This is a genomic window from Burkholderia sp. CCA53 (assembly GCF_001685525.1).
Classification (GTDB): domain Bacteria; phylum Pseudomonadota; class Gammaproteobacteria; order Burkholderiales; family Burkholderiaceae; genus Burkholderia; species Burkholderia multivorans.
Genome location: NZ_BDDJ01000001.1, coordinates 1,079,454 through 1,095,678, shown reverse-complemented (window position 1 = coordinate 1,095,678; position 16,225 = coordinate 1,079,454). Strand labels below are relative to the sequence as shown.

The 16,225-nt window shown below is 65.7% G+C and carries 15 protein-coding genes and 1 tRNA gene; 6 read left to right on the top strand and 10 right to left on the bottom strand.

The genetic code is table 11. The annotated features are described in order from the left end of the window. Positions 1-33 precede the first annotated feature (33 nt). The 5 genes from BCR55_RS05060 to BCR55_RS05040 form a co-directional block, all read right to left on the bottom strand. Positions 34-1,245 carry a type II secretion system F family protein gene (locus BCR55_RS05060; protein ID WP_059940556.1) on the bottom strand — a complete coding sequence of 404 codons (1,212 nt, stop codon included), beginning with the start codon at positions 1,243-1,245 and terminating at the stop codon, positions 34-36. After that, positions 1,242-2,513 (bottom strand): GspE/PulE family protein, encoded by a 1,272-nt coding sequence (locus BCR55_RS05055; protein WP_006408715.1) that lies wholly within the window; start codon positions 2,511-2,513, stop codon positions 1,242-1,244. The genes BCR55_RS05060 and BCR55_RS05055 overlap by 4 nt, the downstream gene beginning before the upstream one ends. 211 nt (positions 2,514-2,724) lie before the next feature. Continuing rightward, positions 2,725-4,023 carry an HlyC/CorC family transporter gene (locus tag BCR55_RS05050; protein ID WP_053297660.1) on the bottom strand — a complete coding sequence of 433 codons (1,299 nt, stop codon included), beginning with the start codon at positions 4,021-4,023 and terminating at the stop codon, positions 2,725-2,727. 127 nt (positions 4,024-4,150) lie between these two features. Next, positions 4,151-4,227, bottom strand: a tRNA-Pro gene (locus tag BCR55_RS05045). Positions 4,228-4,396: 169 nt separating this feature from the next. Beyond that, a complete protein-coding gene (locus BCR55_RS05040) occupies positions 4,397-5,392 on the bottom strand; it encodes a polyprenyl synthetase family protein (protein ID WP_006400420.1) in 996 nt (331 codons plus the stop codon). A 209-nt stretch (positions 5,393-5,601) separates the two neighbouring features. On the opposite strand from BCR55_RS05040, the gene rplU reads away from it, so the two are divergent. From rplU to proB, 4 genes are all read left to right on the top strand, one after another. Continuing rightward, positions 5,602-5,913 (top strand): 50S ribosomal protein L21, encoded by a 312-nt coding sequence (gene rplU / locus BCR55_RS05035; protein ID WP_006025184.1) that lies wholly within the window; start codon positions 5,602-5,604, stop codon positions 5,911-5,913. A gap of 24 nt (positions 5,914-5,937) precedes the next feature. Beyond that, complete coding sequence (rpmA, locus tag BCR55_RS05030; protein WP_006400419.1) at positions 5,938-6,201, top strand: 50S ribosomal protein L27; 264 nt, start codon at positions 5,938-5,940, stop codon at positions 6,199-6,201. A gap of 186 nt (positions 6,202-6,387) precedes the next feature. Then, positions 6,388-7,497: an Obg family GTPase CgtA gene (gene cgtA, locus BCR55_RS05025; protein WP_006400418.1), complete on the top strand. Its 1,110-nt coding sequence runs from the start codon at positions 6,388-6,390 to the stop codon at positions 7,495-7,497. A gap of 92 nt (positions 7,498-7,589) precedes the next feature. Next, positions 7,590-8,708 (top strand): glutamate 5-kinase, encoded by a 1,119-nt coding sequence (gene proB, locus BCR55_RS05020; RefSeq protein ID WP_006400417.1) that lies wholly within the window; start codon positions 7,590-7,592, stop codon positions 8,706-8,708. 72 nt (positions 8,709-8,780) lie between these two features. Here the strand turns inward: proB and BCR55_RS05015 are convergent, their stop codons facing one another. The 3 genes from BCR55_RS05015 to BCR55_RS05005 all read right to left on the bottom strand — a co-directional run bounded on the left by BCR55_RS05015 (position 8,781) and on the right by BCR55_RS05005 (position 11,520). Next, positions 8,781-10,103 (bottom strand): IS4 family transposase, encoded by a 1,323-nt coding sequence (locus BCR55_RS05015; RefSeq protein WP_065494898.1) that lies wholly within the window; start codon positions 10,101-10,103, stop codon positions 8,781-8,783. Positions 10,104-10,250: 147 nt separating this feature from the next. Next, the gene (locus BCR55_RS05010) at positions 10,251-10,859 is read right to left on the bottom strand and encodes a CNP1-like family protein (RefSeq protein WP_065494266.1); all 609 of its coding nucleotides are present in this window, start codon (positions 10,857-10,859) and stop codon (positions 10,251-10,253) included. A gap of 13 nt (positions 10,860-10,872) precedes the next feature. After that, on the bottom strand, positions 10,873-11,520 hold the full coding sequence (locus BCR55_RS05005; RefSeq protein WP_006400415.1) for an RNA pyrophosphohydrolase: 648 nt from the start codon (positions 11,518-11,520) through the stop codon (positions 10,873-10,875). Between the two features lie 218 nt (positions 11,521-11,738). Here BCR55_RS05005 and BCR55_RS05000 point away from each other — a divergent pair, with 218 nt between their 5' ends. Beyond that, positions 11,739-13,475 (top strand): proline--tRNA ligase, encoded by a 1,737-nt coding sequence (locus BCR55_RS05000; RefSeq protein ID WP_006400413.1) that lies wholly within the window; start codon positions 11,739-11,741, stop codon positions 13,473-13,475. Positions 13,476-13,496: 21 nt separating this feature from the next. Beyond that, positions 13,497-14,105: a MarC family protein gene (locus tag BCR55_RS04995; RefSeq protein WP_006400412.1), complete on the top strand. Its 609-nt coding sequence runs from the start codon at positions 13,497-13,499 to the stop codon at positions 14,103-14,105. 94 nt (positions 14,106-14,199) lie between these two features. Here BCR55_RS04995 and BCR55_RS04990 read toward each other — a convergent pair whose 3' ends face one another. Then, a complete protein-coding gene (locus BCR55_RS04990; RefSeq protein WP_006400411.1) occupies positions 14,200-14,751 on the bottom strand; it encodes a hypoxanthine-guanine phosphoribosyltransferase in 552 nt (183 codons plus the stop codon). Positions 14,752-14,845: 94 nt separating this feature from the next. Then, positions 14,846-16,213: a signal recognition particle protein gene (gene ffh / locus BCR55_RS04985; protein WP_065494265.1), complete on the bottom strand. Its 1,368-nt coding sequence runs from the start codon at positions 16,211-16,213 to the stop codon at positions 14,846-14,848. Between the last annotated feature and the right edge of the window lie 12 nt (positions 16,214-16,225).

Genomic DNA, 16,225 nt, shown 5'->3' with positions numbered 1-16,225 from the left:
TTCCGACAAAAAGGGCGACAGTGCGCTGCGATGCTACACCACGTTGCCGAGCTGAAGGATCGGCAGATACATCGCGATTACGAGCCCGCCGACGAGCGCGCCGAGCACGATCACGATCAGCGGTTCGCCGAGTGCGGCCAGCGTGTCGATACGTGCGTCGAGCTGATGTTCGGACAACGTCGCGATGTCCGCGAGCATCGTGTCGAGCGCGCCGGTTTCTTCGGCGACGGCGATCGGCTGCACGATGTCGTCCGGGAAGCAGTCACTCGCCTGCATCGCGTCGGCCAGGCGTGCGCCGCGCAGCACGCGCGCGGCGATCTGCGTGCTCGCCCGTTCGAACACGGGGTGGCCGGCCGTTCGTTCGAGCGTCGCGAACGCGTCGGCGAGCGGCACGCCGGCGCCGAGCAGCGTCGCGAGCGAGCGGCACCAGCGCGCGGCCGCGTATCGCGTCAGCGTGTCGCCGATGAGCGGCGCGCGCAACGCCTGCCGCGCGAGCGCGTATCGCAGCGTCGGCGAGCGCCGCAACGCGTATTGCGTGGCGAGCGCAGTTGCGGCGGCGCCGGCGGCCAATGCGCCGCCCGATGCCGACAGCGCGGACGAGAGCGCGAGCAGCGCACGGGTCGGCGCCGGCAGCGCGGTGCCGAAACCGTCGAAGATCTGCCGGAAGGTCGGCACGACCCACACCATCAGCGCGGCCGCGATCGCGAGTGCGAACAGGATCACGACGGCCGGATAGGCGAGCGCCGTGCGCAGCTTGCGCCATTGCGCGTCCGCACGTTCGCGATGCTCGGCGATGCGCATCAGGACCGTGCCGAGTGCGCCCGACGCTTCGCCGACCTCGATCAGTTGCCGATACAGCGTGCCGAACTGCGACGGGTACAGCGCGAGCGCGGCCGCGAAGCGCTGCCCGTCGACGATCTCGCGCGCCAGGCCGGCGGCGATGCGCGGCAGGCCGCCGTGCGTGCGCGTGCGCGACAGCATGTCGAGCGCCGGCGCGAGCGGCAGGCCGGCCTGCAGCAGGCTCGCGAGCTGACGGGTGAAGCGCGTGACGTCGCGGGCACGCGCCGTCGGCGGCCTTGCCGGCCCGCGCGCGGCGAGCGACAGCACGGCGATGCCGTCGCGCGCGAGCCCGGCGCGCGCAGCGGCGGCGTCGAACGCGATGACGGTGCCGCTGCGCGGCGTGCCGTCGCGGCGACGGCCGCGCCAGGCGAAGCGCATCTCGCGGGGCGGCGTGCGCACGGTCATGCGTTCGGCGTGGCGGCGAGCGCTTCCGCGACGCTCGTCGTGCCATCTCGAACGCGCGCGAGCGCCGCGTCGCGCAAGCTGCGAACACCTTCCGCCGCCGCGCATCGCGCGAGTTCGCCGACGCTCGCACGCGCGACGATACGTTCGGCGAGCCGCGACGACACCGGCATCGTCTGATGCAGGCCGATGCGGCCGCGATAACCGATGCCGTGGCATGCGGCGCAGCCGCGCGCGACGAACGGGCGCCATCCGGATTCGAGCGCGGGCGCGTCGCAGCCCGCGTCGCGCAGCAGCGCGGCCGGCGCGTCCGACGGCACGCGGCAGCCGACGCACAGCCGCCTGACGAGCCGTTGCGCCGTGACGAGGCGCAGCGCGGCCGCGAGGTTGTACGGCGCAACGCCGATGTCGAGGAGCCGCGCGATCGCGGCCGGCGCGTCGTTCGTATGCAGCGTCGACAGCACGAGATGGCCGGTCTGCGCGGCCTTGATCGCGACGTCGGCCGTTTCGGCATCGCGGATCTCGCCGACCATGATGACGTCCGGATCCTGCCGCAGCAGTGCGCGCAGCGCGGTCGCGAACGTGAGGCCGGCTTTTTCCGCGACGCCGACCTGGTTGATGCCATCGAGCTGGATTTCGGCGGGGTCTTCTACCGTGCAGACGTTGTGGGCATCGCGATCGAGCATCTGCAGCGCGCAGTACAGCGACAGCGTCTTGCCGCTGCCCGTCGGGCCCGTGACGAGCACGAGGCCGTGCGGTGCGCGGATCGCGGCTTCCATCGCGCGTGCCTGCTGCGCATCGAAGCCGAGCGCGGCGAGCGTGAGATCGGGCGGCAGCGTTTCGAGTCGGCGCAGCACGAGCTTTTCGCCGAACAGCGTCGGCAGCGAGCTCACGCGGTAGTCGCCGCGCGTGCCGCCGCCGAGCGCGATCCGCAGCCGGCCGTCCTGCGGAAGCCGACGCTCGGCGATGTCCATGCGCGCGAGCACCTTGATGCGCGTGACAAGCGCGTCGCGCAGGTGAACGGGCGGCCGCCCATGCTCGTGCAGCACGCCGTCGATGCGCAGCCGGATGCGCCAGCCGCCTTCGAACGGCTCGATGTGAATGTCGGAGGCATCGCGTGCATGCGCCGCATGCAGCGTGTCGGTGAGCAGGCGCACCGCAGGCGCATCGTCGAGCTGCGCCGCATCGAGCGAGCGGGGCACAGCGGCCGCGGCCGCTGCGTCGGAGGGCGCAGGCGCACGCGGCGCCGTGCGGGAAGCGGGAAAGTTCATGTGAGCCGGCGCGTCGGCCGCCGTTGATCGAGACGCGTACAGGATCGCGCGGCACGGCAGGCACCGGTAGTCGGCCGTTCGGTCAGGCGCGGCCGCGCCCGTGACGGGCGTTCGGCGTTAGCGGGGAGCTTGGCGTGACGGTGAAACCGTTCTTCCCGCGCGTCGCAGCGGCGCGCGACACGGACGCGCCGCGCGAACGGACGCAAATGCGCTAGCGACGGGCGCCGCCCTTCGCGCGCGATCCGGCACCGCGCGGCCGGAACAGCTTCACCGTGCGCACCGCCTGATCGTCGCTGCGCATCACTTCGAGCATCACGTCGCCGATCTTCAGGCAGACGTCGTCTTCCGGAATTTCCTCGAGGATTTCGAGAATCAGGCCGTTGAGCGTCTTCGGGCCGTCGGTCGGTAGCTTCAGATGCAGCCAGCGATTCAGCTCGCGCAGCGGCATGCTGGCCGCGACGATGCATTCGCCGTTTTCATCCCAGCCGCCCGCGCGCTCGCTGCGCGGCATCGACGTCGTGAACTCGCCGATCAGTTCCTCGATGATGTCTTCGGGCGTGACGAGGCCTTCGAGTTCGCCGTATTCATTGACGACGAGCGCGGTGCGCTGCCGGCTTTCCTGGAAATACTGCAGCTGCTGGACGACCGGCGTACCCGACGGCACGTAATACGGTTCCGCGAGCAGTTCGCGCAGCGTTTCGCGATCGAAATCCTGGTTGTGCAGCGCGGTCAGCGTCTTGCGTACGTGCAGCACGCCGAGCACCTTGTCGATATCGCCCTCGTAGACGACCAGCCGGTTGTGATAGCAGGTCTCGAGCTGATGCAGGATGTCGTCGAGCGGCGCATGGAAGTTGAGCGACTCGATCTGGCGGCGCGGCACCATCACGTCGTCGACGGTGATGTTTTCGAGATCGAACAGGTTGAGCAGGATGCTGCGGTGCTTGGTCGGCATGAAGCTGCTCGATTCGAGCACGATCGCACGCAGTTCGTCGGCCGACATCCGCTGATCGCGACCTTTCTTCGTATTGATGCGCAGCGCCCACAGCACACCGTTCGCGAGCGCGTTGACGAACCAGACGACCGGCTTGAACACGCGCATCAGCGGCGCGATCACGAGGCTCGCGGGCAGCGCGATGCGCTCCGGGAAGGTCGCGCCGACGATCTTCGGCGCGATCTCCGCGAACACGATGATCAGGAACGCGACGATGCCGGTCGCGATCGACAGCGCGAGATTGTTACGGCCGAAGGTATGAAGCGCGATCGACGTCGTGAGGACCGGGATGATCGTGTTGAACAGGTTGTTGCCGATCAGGATCACGCTGAGCAGCAGATCGGTGCGCGTGAGCAGGCCTTGCGTCGCTTTCGCGCCAAGCGCGCCCTGGCCGACGAGATGCTTCAGCCGATGGCGGTTGAGCGCCATCATGGCGGTTTCGGAGATGGAAAAGAAGCTGGAACAGAGGAGAAGCAGAAAGACGGCGCCGATTTGCGCCCATAAGGGAATTTGGTCCACGCGTGGAAGAGGCTGTGAAGGACAGGGATGGAGCGAATATAGCAGAGGCGGCCGTACCGATGCGGCGAGGGCGCCGCGCGTACGGACGAAAAAAAACCGTGCACGTGGTGCACGGTTTTTACAAATCTGGTCGGGGTGAGAGGATTCGAACCTCCGGCCTCTACGTCCCGAACGTAGCGCTCTACCAGGCTAAGCTACACCCCGATTTGGACTCTTCCGATTTCGCCGTCTTCTTCAAGACAGCTGCGTCGTCGAGCAAGAACATAACTATATCAGCGCTTTTTCGAAAATGGAATACCTTGGGAAAGAAAATTTTCGAAGCGTCTGATCGGCGCGGCCATGGCGTCCTGCCGCCGCGCCTACTGCCGCGCCCTTACGACTGCCGCGACGTCGAATACGAGCACAGCGCGAGCAGGCTTTCCTTGTATGTCGAATCGGGAAACGCGGTAATCGCCGCTGCGGCCGCCAGCGCTTCCTGGCGTGCGCATTCGAGCGTGTGATCGAGCGCGCCCGAGCGCGTGATCGCATCGAAAATGGTGTCGAACCGATCGGTGCCGCCCTGTTCGATCGCTTCGCGCGCGAGCGCCGCCTGCTCGGGCGTACCGCGCTCGATCAGATAGATCAGCGGCAGCGTCGGCTTGCCTTCGCGCAGATCGTCGCCGGCGTTCTTGCCCATTGCTTCGGCCGTGCCCGCGTAATCGAGCCAGTCGTCCATGATCTGGAACGCGGTGCCGATCCGCCGGCCGTATTCGGCGGCCGCGGCCTCCGTCGGTGCGTCGGCGCCAGCGAGCACTGCGCCCAGACGCGCCGACGCTTCGAACAGCTTGGCCGTCTTGTAGCGGATCACCTGCATGTAGCGCGTTTCGTCGACGTCCGCATCGTGCATGTTCAGAAGCTGCAGCACTTCGCCTTCGGAAATGATCGTCGTCGCCTCGGACAGGATCTCCATCACGCGCATCTTGCCGACGCCGACCATCATCTCGAACGAGCGCGAATAGAGGTAGTCGCCCACCAGCACGCTCGCCGCATTGCCGAACAGCGCGTTGGCCGTCTCGCGGCCGCGTCGCAGCTCCGATTCGTCGACGACGTCGTCGTGCAGCAGCGTCGCCGTGTGGATGAACTCGACGACGGCGGCCAGCACGTGCCGCTGATGCGACGTTTCGCCGAGCGCGCCGGCCACGAGCAGCAGCAGTGCCGGGCGCAGCCGCTTGCCGCCCGCGCCGATGATGTACTCGGCGATCTGGTTGATCAGCAGCACGTCGGACGCGAGGCTTTGCCGGATAACGCGATTCACCTGCTCCATGTCGCTGGCGATCGGGGCGAGCAGGTGGGCGGCGCTGAGGGAGGGGGAGGCGGTGGACGACGACATGATGATGGAATTGGGTGATGCCGCGGATTATAAGGCGAATCGGCAATATTCCGGTCTGTCGCACGTTGCGCGCCCGCGATTTTGGCCGTCCGGCCGAGGCCCGCGCGCGGCAATCGTCAATCGGCTTTGACGTCGATGCTAACTCTCTGTATAATCACGCCTTTTCCGCGCGTGGTGTGCGGAAAAATGGATCCAGAGTGAGGTTCTCAATGTACGCGGTCATAAAAACCGGCGGCAAGCAGTACAAGGTTGCCGTTGGCGAAAAACTGAAAGTAGAACAGATACCGGCTGACATTGACGCTGAAATCACGCTCGACCAGGTTCTCGCAGTGGGCGAAGGCGAATCGATTAAGTTCGGTACGCCGCTGGTCAGTGGGGCTTCCGTCAAGGCCACCGTCGTGTCGCACGGTCGTCACGCCAAGGTCACCATCTTCAAGATGCGTCGCCGGAAGCACTACCAAAAGCACGGCGGCCACCGCCAGAACTACACTGAGCTGCGCATCGACGCGATCAACGCGTAAGCGCCTCGGTAAAGGAGCAATCAGATGGCACACAAAAAGGCAGGCGGCTCGTCCCGTAACGGCCGCGACTCCGAGTCGAAACGTCTCGGCGTGAAAGTGTATGGCGGCCAGGCGATCAACGCCGGCGGCATCATCGTGCGTCAGCGCGGCACGCGCATGCACGCAGGCGAGAACGTCGGCATGGGCAAGGATCACACCCTGTTCGCGCTGGTCGACGGTCACGTGAAGTTCGCGACGAAGGGCGCGGACAAGAAGCATACGGTCATCGTCGTCCCGGCAGCTGCCTGAGTTCAGGCATCACGGGCTTCGTAGCCGAAAGGCCCCGCAGTCTTCGCGGGGCCTTTTTTATTGGCCGCCGCGCGCAGGTGCGCGTAGGCGGCCGTCGCAAAAACCGGCGTACGATTGGCCGAACGGCCGATTGTTCAAGCGCGCCGGCGCGCGGCACAATAGCGGAAATACTGGGCGGAGTAACGAATGAAGTTCATTGACGAAGCGCGAATCGAAGTCATTGCCGGCGATGGAGGCGATGGCAGCGCGTCGATGCGCCGCGAAAAATTCGTTCCGTTCGGCGGGCCGGACGGCGGCGACGGCGGCCGGGGCGGCAGCGTCTACGCAATCGCCGACCGCAACATCAACACGCTGATCGACTACCGATACGCGAAGAAGCACCTGGCGCGCAACGGCGAAAACGGCCGCGGCTCCGATTGCTACGGCAAGGGCGGCGACGACATCACGCTGCGCATGCCGGTCGGCACGGTGATCACCGACATGGACACCGGCGAGCTGATCGCCGATCTGACGGAGCACGACCAGCAGGTGCTGCTCGCGAAAGGCGGCGCCGGCGGCCTCGGCAACCTGCATTTCAAGTCGAGCACGAACCGCGCGCCGCGGCAGAAGACCGACGGCAAACCGGGCGAGCGGCGCATGCTGAAGCTCGAGCTGAAGGTGCTCGCCGACGTCGGCCTGCTCGGCATGCCGAATGCGGGCAAGTCGACGTTCATCTCCTCGGTGTCGAACGCGAAGCCGAAGATCGCCGATTACCCGTTTACGACGCTCGCGCCGAATCTCGGCGTCGTGCGCGTGGGCCCGAGCAAGAGCTTCGTGATCGCCGACATCCCGGGGCTGATCGAGGGCGCGGCCGAAGGCGCGGGCCTCGGCCATCAGTTCCTGCGGCACCTGCAGCGCACCGGTCTGCTGCTGCATCTCGTCGACATCGCGCCGTTCGACGAAGGCGTCGATCCGGTCGCCGAAGCGACGGCGATCGTCGGCGAGCTGCGCAAGTACGACGAGGCGCTCTACGAGAAGCCGCGCTGGCTCGTGCTGAACAAGCTCGACATGGTGCCCGAGGACGAGCGTGCGGCACGCGTCGCCGATTTTCTCGAGCGCTTCGACTGGCACGGCCCCGTGTTCGAGATTTCCGCTTTGACGGGGCAGGGCTGCGAAGCGCTGTGCTACGCGATCTACGATTATCTGGCCGAGCATTCGGACGCGCATCGCGCGGCCGAGGCGGAAGATCTGGCGGCAGACGTGCGCTTCCGCGATGCGCCGCCGGCCGCCAATGCTGCGCCGGGCGACGACGCCTGAGCGTACCCGTCACGCGCCGGTCTGCGTCGGTCCGGCGCCGGAATTGAATCGCGCCCGGCCGGGCAGGCATCAGATACAGGAGACAGCGCACGATGCGTTCGATCATCGCGGATTCGAAGCGATTGGTAGTGAAAGTAGGCTCCAGCCTCGTGACGAACGACGGCAAGGGGCTCGATCATGCGGCAATCGGCCGCTGGGCTGCGCAGATCGCAGCGCTGCGCGCGCAGGGCAAGGAAGTCGTGCTCGTCAGTTCGGGCGCGATTGCCGAAGGCATGCAGCGGCTCGGCTGGAGCAAGCGGCCGCGCGAGATCGACGAGCTACAGGCCGCGGCCGCGGTCGGCCAGATGGGGCTTGCGCAGGTCTATGAGAGCCGCTTCACCGAGCACGGGATTCGCACGGCGCAGATCCTGCTCACGCATGCGGATCTCGCCGATCGCGAGCGCTACCTGAACGCACGTTCGACGCTGCTGACGCTGCTGCGTCTCGGCGTGGTGCCGATCATCAACGAGAACGACACGGTCGTCACCGACGAAATCAAGTTCGGCGACAACGATACGCTGGGCGCGCTCGTCGCGAACCTGATCGAAGGCGACGCGCTGATCATCCTGACCGACCAGTCGGGGCTGTTCACTGCGGATCCGCGCAAGGATCCGGCGGCGACGCTCGTCGCCGAGGCGAATGCGGGCGCGCCGGAGCTCGAGGCGATGGCGGGCGGCGCCGGCTCGAGCCTCGGCCGCGGCGGCATGCTGACGAAGATTCTCGCGGCGAAGCGCGCGGCGCACAGCGGCGCCAACACGGTGATCGCGAGCGGCCGCGAGCCGGACGTGCTCGTGCGTCTGGCCGGTGGCGAGGCGATCGGCACGCAGCTGATCGCGCGCACGGCGCGGATGGCCGCGCGCAAGCAATGGATGGCCGACCACCTGCAGGTGCGCGGGCACGTCGTGATCGACGCCGGCGCGGTCGAGAAGCTGACGGCCGGCGGCAAGAGCCTGCTGCCGATCGGCGTGACGGACGTGCAGGGCGCGTTCGCGCGCGGCGAGGTCATCGCATGCGTCGGCCCGGACGGGCGCGAAGTCGCGCGCGGCCTGACGAACTACAGCAGCGCCGAGACCAAGCTGATCCACCGCAAGCCGAGCGGCGAAATCGAAAGCGTGCTCGGCTACATGCTCGAGCCCGAGCTGATCCATCGCGACAATCTGGTGCTCGTCTGAACGCAGCGCGGGCAGTCGCGCCATGCGTTATCGCGGCCGAAATGAAAAAGCCCGCTCGATGCGTAATGCCGTTCAGTTAAGGTTCTTTCTGAGGAACCGGACGGCATAACGAGCAGGACGGGACTTGACGGCCCGATCGCATTTGCGATCAGGCCGTTTTACATTGATGAGCAGCTTGAGGTGTTCGCGAAGTCGCTTGAGCACGGCGGGCAGCTTGGCGAAGGCAGGCGTGCGTGCAGCCCACATCATCTCGTGCTGGATGAGATGGAACGAGCGAACGAAGCTCAGTTCGGTCGGTTCGCACTTGGCCTCGAAGGCGGCGCAAGCCATTTCGCGGCGAATCAGGTTGTAAGCGATCAGCGCACCCCAGATCTCTTGGTAGATGCCGTCGACGGTTCGGCTACGTAGGGTCAGTTCGCTACCGAGCATGGACTGCTTCAGTTCGCGATAGCTGGTCTCGATCTGCCAGCGCCGCTCGTAGCAAGCAACCAGATCGGCCAACTTGAAGCGGCGCCGATCGGTCAACGACGTCAGTAGTACACGTTCCCGCCCCTGTGCATCTTGAATGCGCACTGCACGCGCCGTCCACCACTCCGGCAGATCGGGGCATTTCTGCCGAGCCTGAGGCGAGACGCGCATGCGCACCAATGCATCGTCCGGTTTGCCCGACAGTACCTCCCAACGCGTATTGGACTTTGCCGGAATCAGGAAGTGGCGATTGCGTTCGCCCGAGCTCAGGCCGCACAGGATCTCGGCTGCCAGGAAGCCTTTGTCGAAGACCGTGAGCGAATGGTCGGGAATCTGCGCCAGCAGATTCTTGGCGTAGATCATCTCGTTGGTGTCGTAGCGGCCAAACGCAATGTTTGCTACCAGATGCGTCGGGATCGAGGTCAGCGTGACGGCCCGCACCTGCGGGTAGCTGGCCACCTTGCCGCTCGCGTAGCTTTGGGACCCGAAATGCTCCCGATTCGCGGCACTGTCCGGCGTGCGTAGCGTGGTGCCATCCATGGCCCACAAGCTAAGCCCTTTGAAGGCATGGCGCGCACCATCCTGCTTGCACCATGCTTGCGCGGTTTGCTCGAACAGCCAAGCTATCGGGGCGTGGCCTAAGCGCTGCCGGGCCTGGGTGACGGCGCTCTTGCTGACGAACGTGGTCTCGTTGGGCAGCACCAGTTCCAGACTGTCCACCACTTCGCTGACTGACCAATGACGATAGATCGCCAGCGCGATCACCAGCCAGACCACCTGTTCAGCCGGCAAGCGACGGCGACGAATGCTCGCCGTGCCTGTCGCTTCGATGGCCTGTTCGATCCATGCATGGGGAAGATGCTCCGCCAACCGGCTCAGGTCGGTAGGTTCGGCATCGAGCATGAAGGTCAGGTGGTCGGTCAGCATCGCGCCAAAAGTTAACATCTCAGAGCAGCGTTTACAACCACTCCTTCCCCAAAACAAAAATGCCGTTCAGTTGCTTAACTGAACGGCATTACCGCTCGATGCGGGCTTTTTGCCGAATGCCGCCGACACTGCCGGGGCCGCGTACGATCAGCGCAGCTGGCTCATCGCGGTGCGATGAAAGCGGATGTTCTCGACGATCTGCTGCGCGGAGCCTTGCGGCATCTTGTTCGCGCACAGGTAGTCCTGATAGAGCGCCGCGTGATACGCGTTCAGCTCGCCGTTCTCGATGCGCCGCCAGTCGTTCTCGACCGTGCGGTCCCAGCCGTCGTGGTCCGAATTCAGCCCCGCGTACTGGCGCCATTCGTACGTATCGCAGCGGATCCCTTCGTAATTCACGTTGCGCGCGCCGGCCGGGCTCGTGACGACGACCGTGTAACGCACGACGCCGTCGCTGCCGACCGTCAGCGATTTCGCGTCGACGAAGAACTTCAGCGGTGTGTTCTGCGACACGTTGAACGGCAGCAGGTCGGCCGCTTGCGGGAGCGCCGGCAGCGTGTCGACCGGGTTTTCCTTCCAGTTCCCCTGGCGGTCCAGCAGATACACGAACGCGCTGTCGTCCTTGTTGGTCGGCGTTTTCGAATTCGCGCAGCCGGCCAGTGCGGCGGCTGCGGCGATCGACGCGAGCACGAGAGCAATCGCTTTCAATATGCATTCCTCGTAAAAAAAGGGCGCGACACCAAGGTCGCGCCCGGTCATGCAGTCCGACTCGTCATTTGCCGACGATCACGCGGGGCGGCATCTCGTCGAGCGTGCTCGCCTCCACTTCGACCTCGGAACAGACGACCGATGTGTCGACAATCGTCAGCGTCTCGGTGGGTTGCGCGGCGATCACGCGCGGATAGCGCGGCAGACGCGGCCCACGGGGCTTGTCGGCTCGCTGCGCCGGGCGGCGCAGGAAGCGCGACAGTTCCGTCAGCGCCAACTGATAGACATCCCGCTTGAACTCGATTACCGCATCGAGCGGCACCCAGTACTCGTTCCACCGCCACGCATCGAACTCCGGGTGATCGGTCGCGCGCAAGCAAATGTCGCAGTCGCGTCCGAGCATCCGCAGCAGGAACCAGATCTGTTTCTGGCCGCGGTAATGACCGCGTACTTCGCGTTTGATGAACTTGTCAGGCACCTCGTAACGCAACCAGTCGCGAGTGCGGCCGATTATCTTGACGTGTTCCGGCAGCAGGCCCGTTTCCTCGTGCAGTTCCCGGTACATCGCCTGCATGGGGGTCTCGCCGTACTTGATCCCGCCTTGAGGAAACTGCCAGGAGTGCTCGCGGAGCCGTTTGCCCCAAAACACCTCGTTGCGCGCGTTCAAGAGGATGATGCCGACGTTCGGGCGAAAGCCTTCACGATCCAGCATACAACCACCTTCGAATCCTTTAAAATTGCTTTGATTATAAACAGATAACGGGCGCTGCGCACCGTGACGGAGCGAATCCGCGCGAGGCGCGCCGGCTGAATTGTCCCTGATTTGTCTGCTACGTCATCTGCGCCATCGTCGTTCGTCGCGCGCAGCTTTTTCACCTTGAATCTTTTTCGGGCGCCCTGCCTGGGGGCGCCGTTTTTGGAACCGTCCGCATGAAAGCTTCCCGTTTCTTTATCGGCACCCTCAAAGAAGCACCGGCCGACGCAGAGATCGTCAGTCACAAGCTGATGGTGCGCGCCGGCATGATCCGTCGCGTCGCCGGCGGCATCTACAACTATCTGCCGATCGGTCTGCGCTCGATTCGCAAGGTCGAGGCGATCGTGCGCGAGGAAATGAACCGGGCGGGCGCAGTCGAACTGCTGATGCCGGCCGTGCAGCCGGCCGAACTGTGGCAGGAGTCGGGGCGCTGGGAGCAGTACGGCCCCGAACTGCTGCGCTTCAAGGACCGCAAGGACAACGACTTCGTGATCGGGCCGACGCACGAGGAAGTCGTCACCGACATCGCGCGCAATCAGATCAAGAGCTACCGGCAGATGCCGGTGAACTTCTATCAGATCCAGACGAAGTTCCGGGACGAGATCCGTCCGCGTTTCGGCGTGATGCGCGGCCGCGAATTCATCATGAAAGACGCGTACTCGTTCGACAAGGACGCGGAAGGCCTGCGCGAGTCGTATCGCAAGATGTATGACGCGTACGTGCGCATCTTCACGCGCCTCGGCCTCGAATTCCGCGCGGTCGCGGCCGACAGCGGCTCGATCGGCGGCAACTTCTCGCACGAGTTCCACGTGATCGCCGATACCGGCGAGGACGCGATCGCCTACTGCCCGAGCTCCGAGTTCGCGGCGAACGTCGAGGCGGCCGAAGCGCTGCCGCTGATCGCGGAGCGCGCCGCGCCCGCCGAAGCGCTGACGAAGGTCGCGACGCCGGGCAAGGCGAAGTGCGAGGCCGTCGCCGAGCTGCTGAACATCCCGCTCGAGCGCACGATCAAGTCGATCGTGCTCGCCACCGACAACGAAGGCGCCGAGCCGACCATCTGGCTCGTGATGCTGCGCGGCGATCACGATCTGAACGAGATCAAGGTATCGAAGCTGCCGGGGCTGAAGAACCACCGCTTCGCGACCGAGCAGGAAATCGTCGAGTGGTTCGGCACGCCGCCGGGCTATCTCGGCCCGATCGGCACGAAGAAGCCGGTGAAGGTAATCGCCGATCGCACGGTCGCGAACATGAGCGATTTCGTCGTCGGCGCGAACGAGGTCGACTATCACATCGCCGGCGTGAACTGGGGCCGCGATCTGCCGGAGCCCGAGGTCGCCGATGTGCGCAACGTGAAGAAGGGCGATCCGTCGCCGGACGGCAAGGGCGCGATCGACATCTGCCGTGGCATCGAGGTCGGCCACGTGTTCCAGCTCGGCACCAAGTACTCGGAAGCGATGGGCGCGACGTTCCTCGACGAATCGGGCAAGCCGCAGCCGATGCTGATGGGCTGCTACGGGATCGGCGTCACGCGTATTCTCGGCGCGGCGATCGAACAGAACTTCGACGACAAGGGCATCATCTGGCCGGAGTCGATCGCCCCGTTCGAAGTCGTGCTGTGCCCGATGGGCTACGACCGCAGCGACGCGGTGCGCGAAGCGGCCGACAAGCTGTACGCGGAACTGACGGCGGCCGGCATCGACGTGATCCTCGACGATCGCGGCGAGCGTCCGGGCGTGATGTTCGCCGACTGGGAACTGATCGGCGTGCCGCACCGCCTCGTGATCGGCGAGCGCGGGCTGAAGGACGGCAAGATCGAGTACCAGGGCCGCCGCGACACCGAAGCGACGCTGCTGCCGGCCGGCGAGGCCGCGGCGACGGTCGCGGAGAAGGTCCGCGCGGCACTCGCGCACTAAGCGGATCGGACGGGGAACGCGGTGGAGTACACCTTCCTGTCGGCTACCGTGCTTCTCGTGCTGATCACCGATCCGCTCGGCAATATCCCGCTGTTCATTTCGGCGATGCGCGACGTGCCGCGCGAGCGGCGCGTCAAGCTGATCCTGCGCGAGGTGGGGATCGCGTTCGTGATCCTGCTGTTCTTCATGGTGGTCGGCGATCGCTTCCTGCGGATGATGAGCCTGACCGACCTGTCGCTGCGCCTCGGCGGCGGGATCGTGCTGTTCCTGATCGCGCTTCGGATGATCTTTCCGCATCCGGACGGCGCGCTCGGCAGCGATCCGCGGGCGGGCGGCGAGCCGTTCATCGTGCCGCTCGCGATCCCCGCGCTCGCGGGGCCGTCCGCGCTCGCGACGGTGATGCTGCTGACGTCGCAGGCGCCCGGCAAGATGTTCGAATGGGTCGGTGCGCTGACCGTCACGATGATCCTGTGCGCGATCACGCTGGTGCTGGCCGAACGGATCCAGCAATGGCTCGGCGAGCGCACGGTCGCCGCGTTCGAGCGGCTGATGGGCCTCGTGCTCGTCGCGATCTCGGTCGAGATGCTGCTCGCCGGCATCCGCGCGTTCGTCCACCAGTTGCAGACCTGACGCGCGTTTCGCGCGTAACGACAAAAAAAGCGGCGCTCCGGGCAATGAACCCGGGCGCCGCTTTCCGTTTGGCGACGGCGAAGCCGGCGTGCGCTCAGACGTTCGCGGTCAGCGCGCGGATCGTCGGCAGGTTGCGCCAGTAGCCCTTCGCGTCCATCCCGCAGCCGAACACGTAGCGGTCCGGCACCGAGAAACCGCAGAAGTCGGGATGCAGCGGCTTCGCCTTCGCGAGCGTCTTCTCGCACAGCACGGCCGACATGAAGCGCTTCGCGCCCATGTCGAGGATGCGGTCGCGGATCGCGGCCATCGTCTCGCCTTCGTCGAGGATATCGTCGAGAACGAGCACGATGCGGTCTTTCACCGACTCGCGCGGCGCGACACGCCAGTGCATCTCCGGGCTGCCCTGCGTCGTGTTGCGGTAGCGCGTCAGGTGGATGTAGTCGAATTCGAGCGGGAAATCGAGATGCGGCAGCAGCATCCCGGTAAACACCGCCGCGCCGCCCATCACCGACAGAACGAGCGGGAACGCGTCGCCGATCTCGGCGCGGATCGCATCGGCCATCCGGACGATCGATGCGTTGACGGCGTCCGCCGAGACGATCTCTTCGGAGTGTTCGAAAATGTGGAGGGCTTCTTCGCGGTTCATGTGTTCTGGCGGACAGTCGGTATACAAATAAGAGTGAAGCACAACGGCCGGTGCGCGCTACGGCAAAAACCCGCGCGCCGGCCGGCGGACGGAATCAGCGCAGGCCGGGCATCATGCCCTTCAGGCCGCGCATCATCTTCTGCATGTTGCCGCCCTTCAGCTTCTTCATCATCGTACGCATCTGATCGTACTGGTTCAGCATCCGGTTGACTTCCTGCACCGGCACGCCCGCGCCGGCTGCAATGCGGCGCTTGCGCGTCGCCTTGATGATTTCGGGTTTCGCGCGCTCGGCCGGCGTCATCGAGTTGATGATCCCTTCCATCCGGCGGATCTGCTTCTCGGCCTGGCCCATGTCGGCGCCGGCCGCGGCCTGCTGGAACTGCGCGGGGAGTTTGTCCATCAGCGACGACAGCCCGCCCATGTTCTTCATCTGCGAGATCTGCGCGCGGAAATCGTTCAGGTCGAAGTCGCCGCCTTTCTTCACCTTGTCGGCGAGCTTCTGCGCGGCCTGCACGTCGACGCCGCGCTGCGCTTCCTCGACGAGCGCGAGGATGTCGCCCATGCCGAGGATCCGGTTCGCCATCCGGTCGGGATGGAACACCTCGAGGCCGTCGAGCTTCTCGGCGACGCCGACGAACTTGATCGGCTTGCCCGTCACGTGCCGCACCGACAGCGCGGCGCCGCCGCGCGAGTCGCCGTCGAGTTTGGTCAGCACGACGCCCGTGAGCGGCAGCGTGTCGTTGAACGCCTTCGCGGTGTTGACGGCGTCCTGGCCGAGCATCGCGTCGACGACGAACAGCGTTTCCGCGGGCTTCAGCACGCCGTGCAGCGCGGCGATTTCCTGCATCATCGCTTCGTCGATACCGAGCCGGCCGGCCGTATCGACGATCAGCACGTCGTGATAGTGGCGCTTCGCCCAGTCGACGGCCGCGACCGCGATGTCGACCGGCTTCTGGTCGGGTGTGGACGGGAAGAATTCGGCGCCGACCTGTTCGCTCACCGTTTTCAGCTGCATGATCGCGGCCGGGCGATAGACGTCGCACGAGACGGTCAGCACCTTCTTCTTGTACTTCTCGCGCAGCAGTTTCGCGAGCTTGCCGGCCGTCGTCGTCTTGCCGGCGCCCTGCAGGCCGGCCATCAGGATCACGGCAGGCGGCGAGACTGCGAGGTTCAGCTCGGCGGCCTTGCCTTCGTAGTCGCCGCCGATCACGGCGGTCAGCTCCTTCTGCACGACGCCGACGAGCGCCTGGCCCGGCGACAGGCTGCTGATCACTTCCTCGCCGAGCGCCTTTTCCTTGACCTTCGCGATGAATTCGCGGACGACCGGCAGCGCGACGTCGGCCTCGAGCAGCGCGAGACGCACTTCGCGGAGCATTTCCTGCGTATTCGCCTCGGTGAGCCGGGCTTCGCCGCGCAGCGTCTTGACGACGCGCGCCATCCGTTGAGTGAGATTGTCGAGCATGGGGAGCGATGG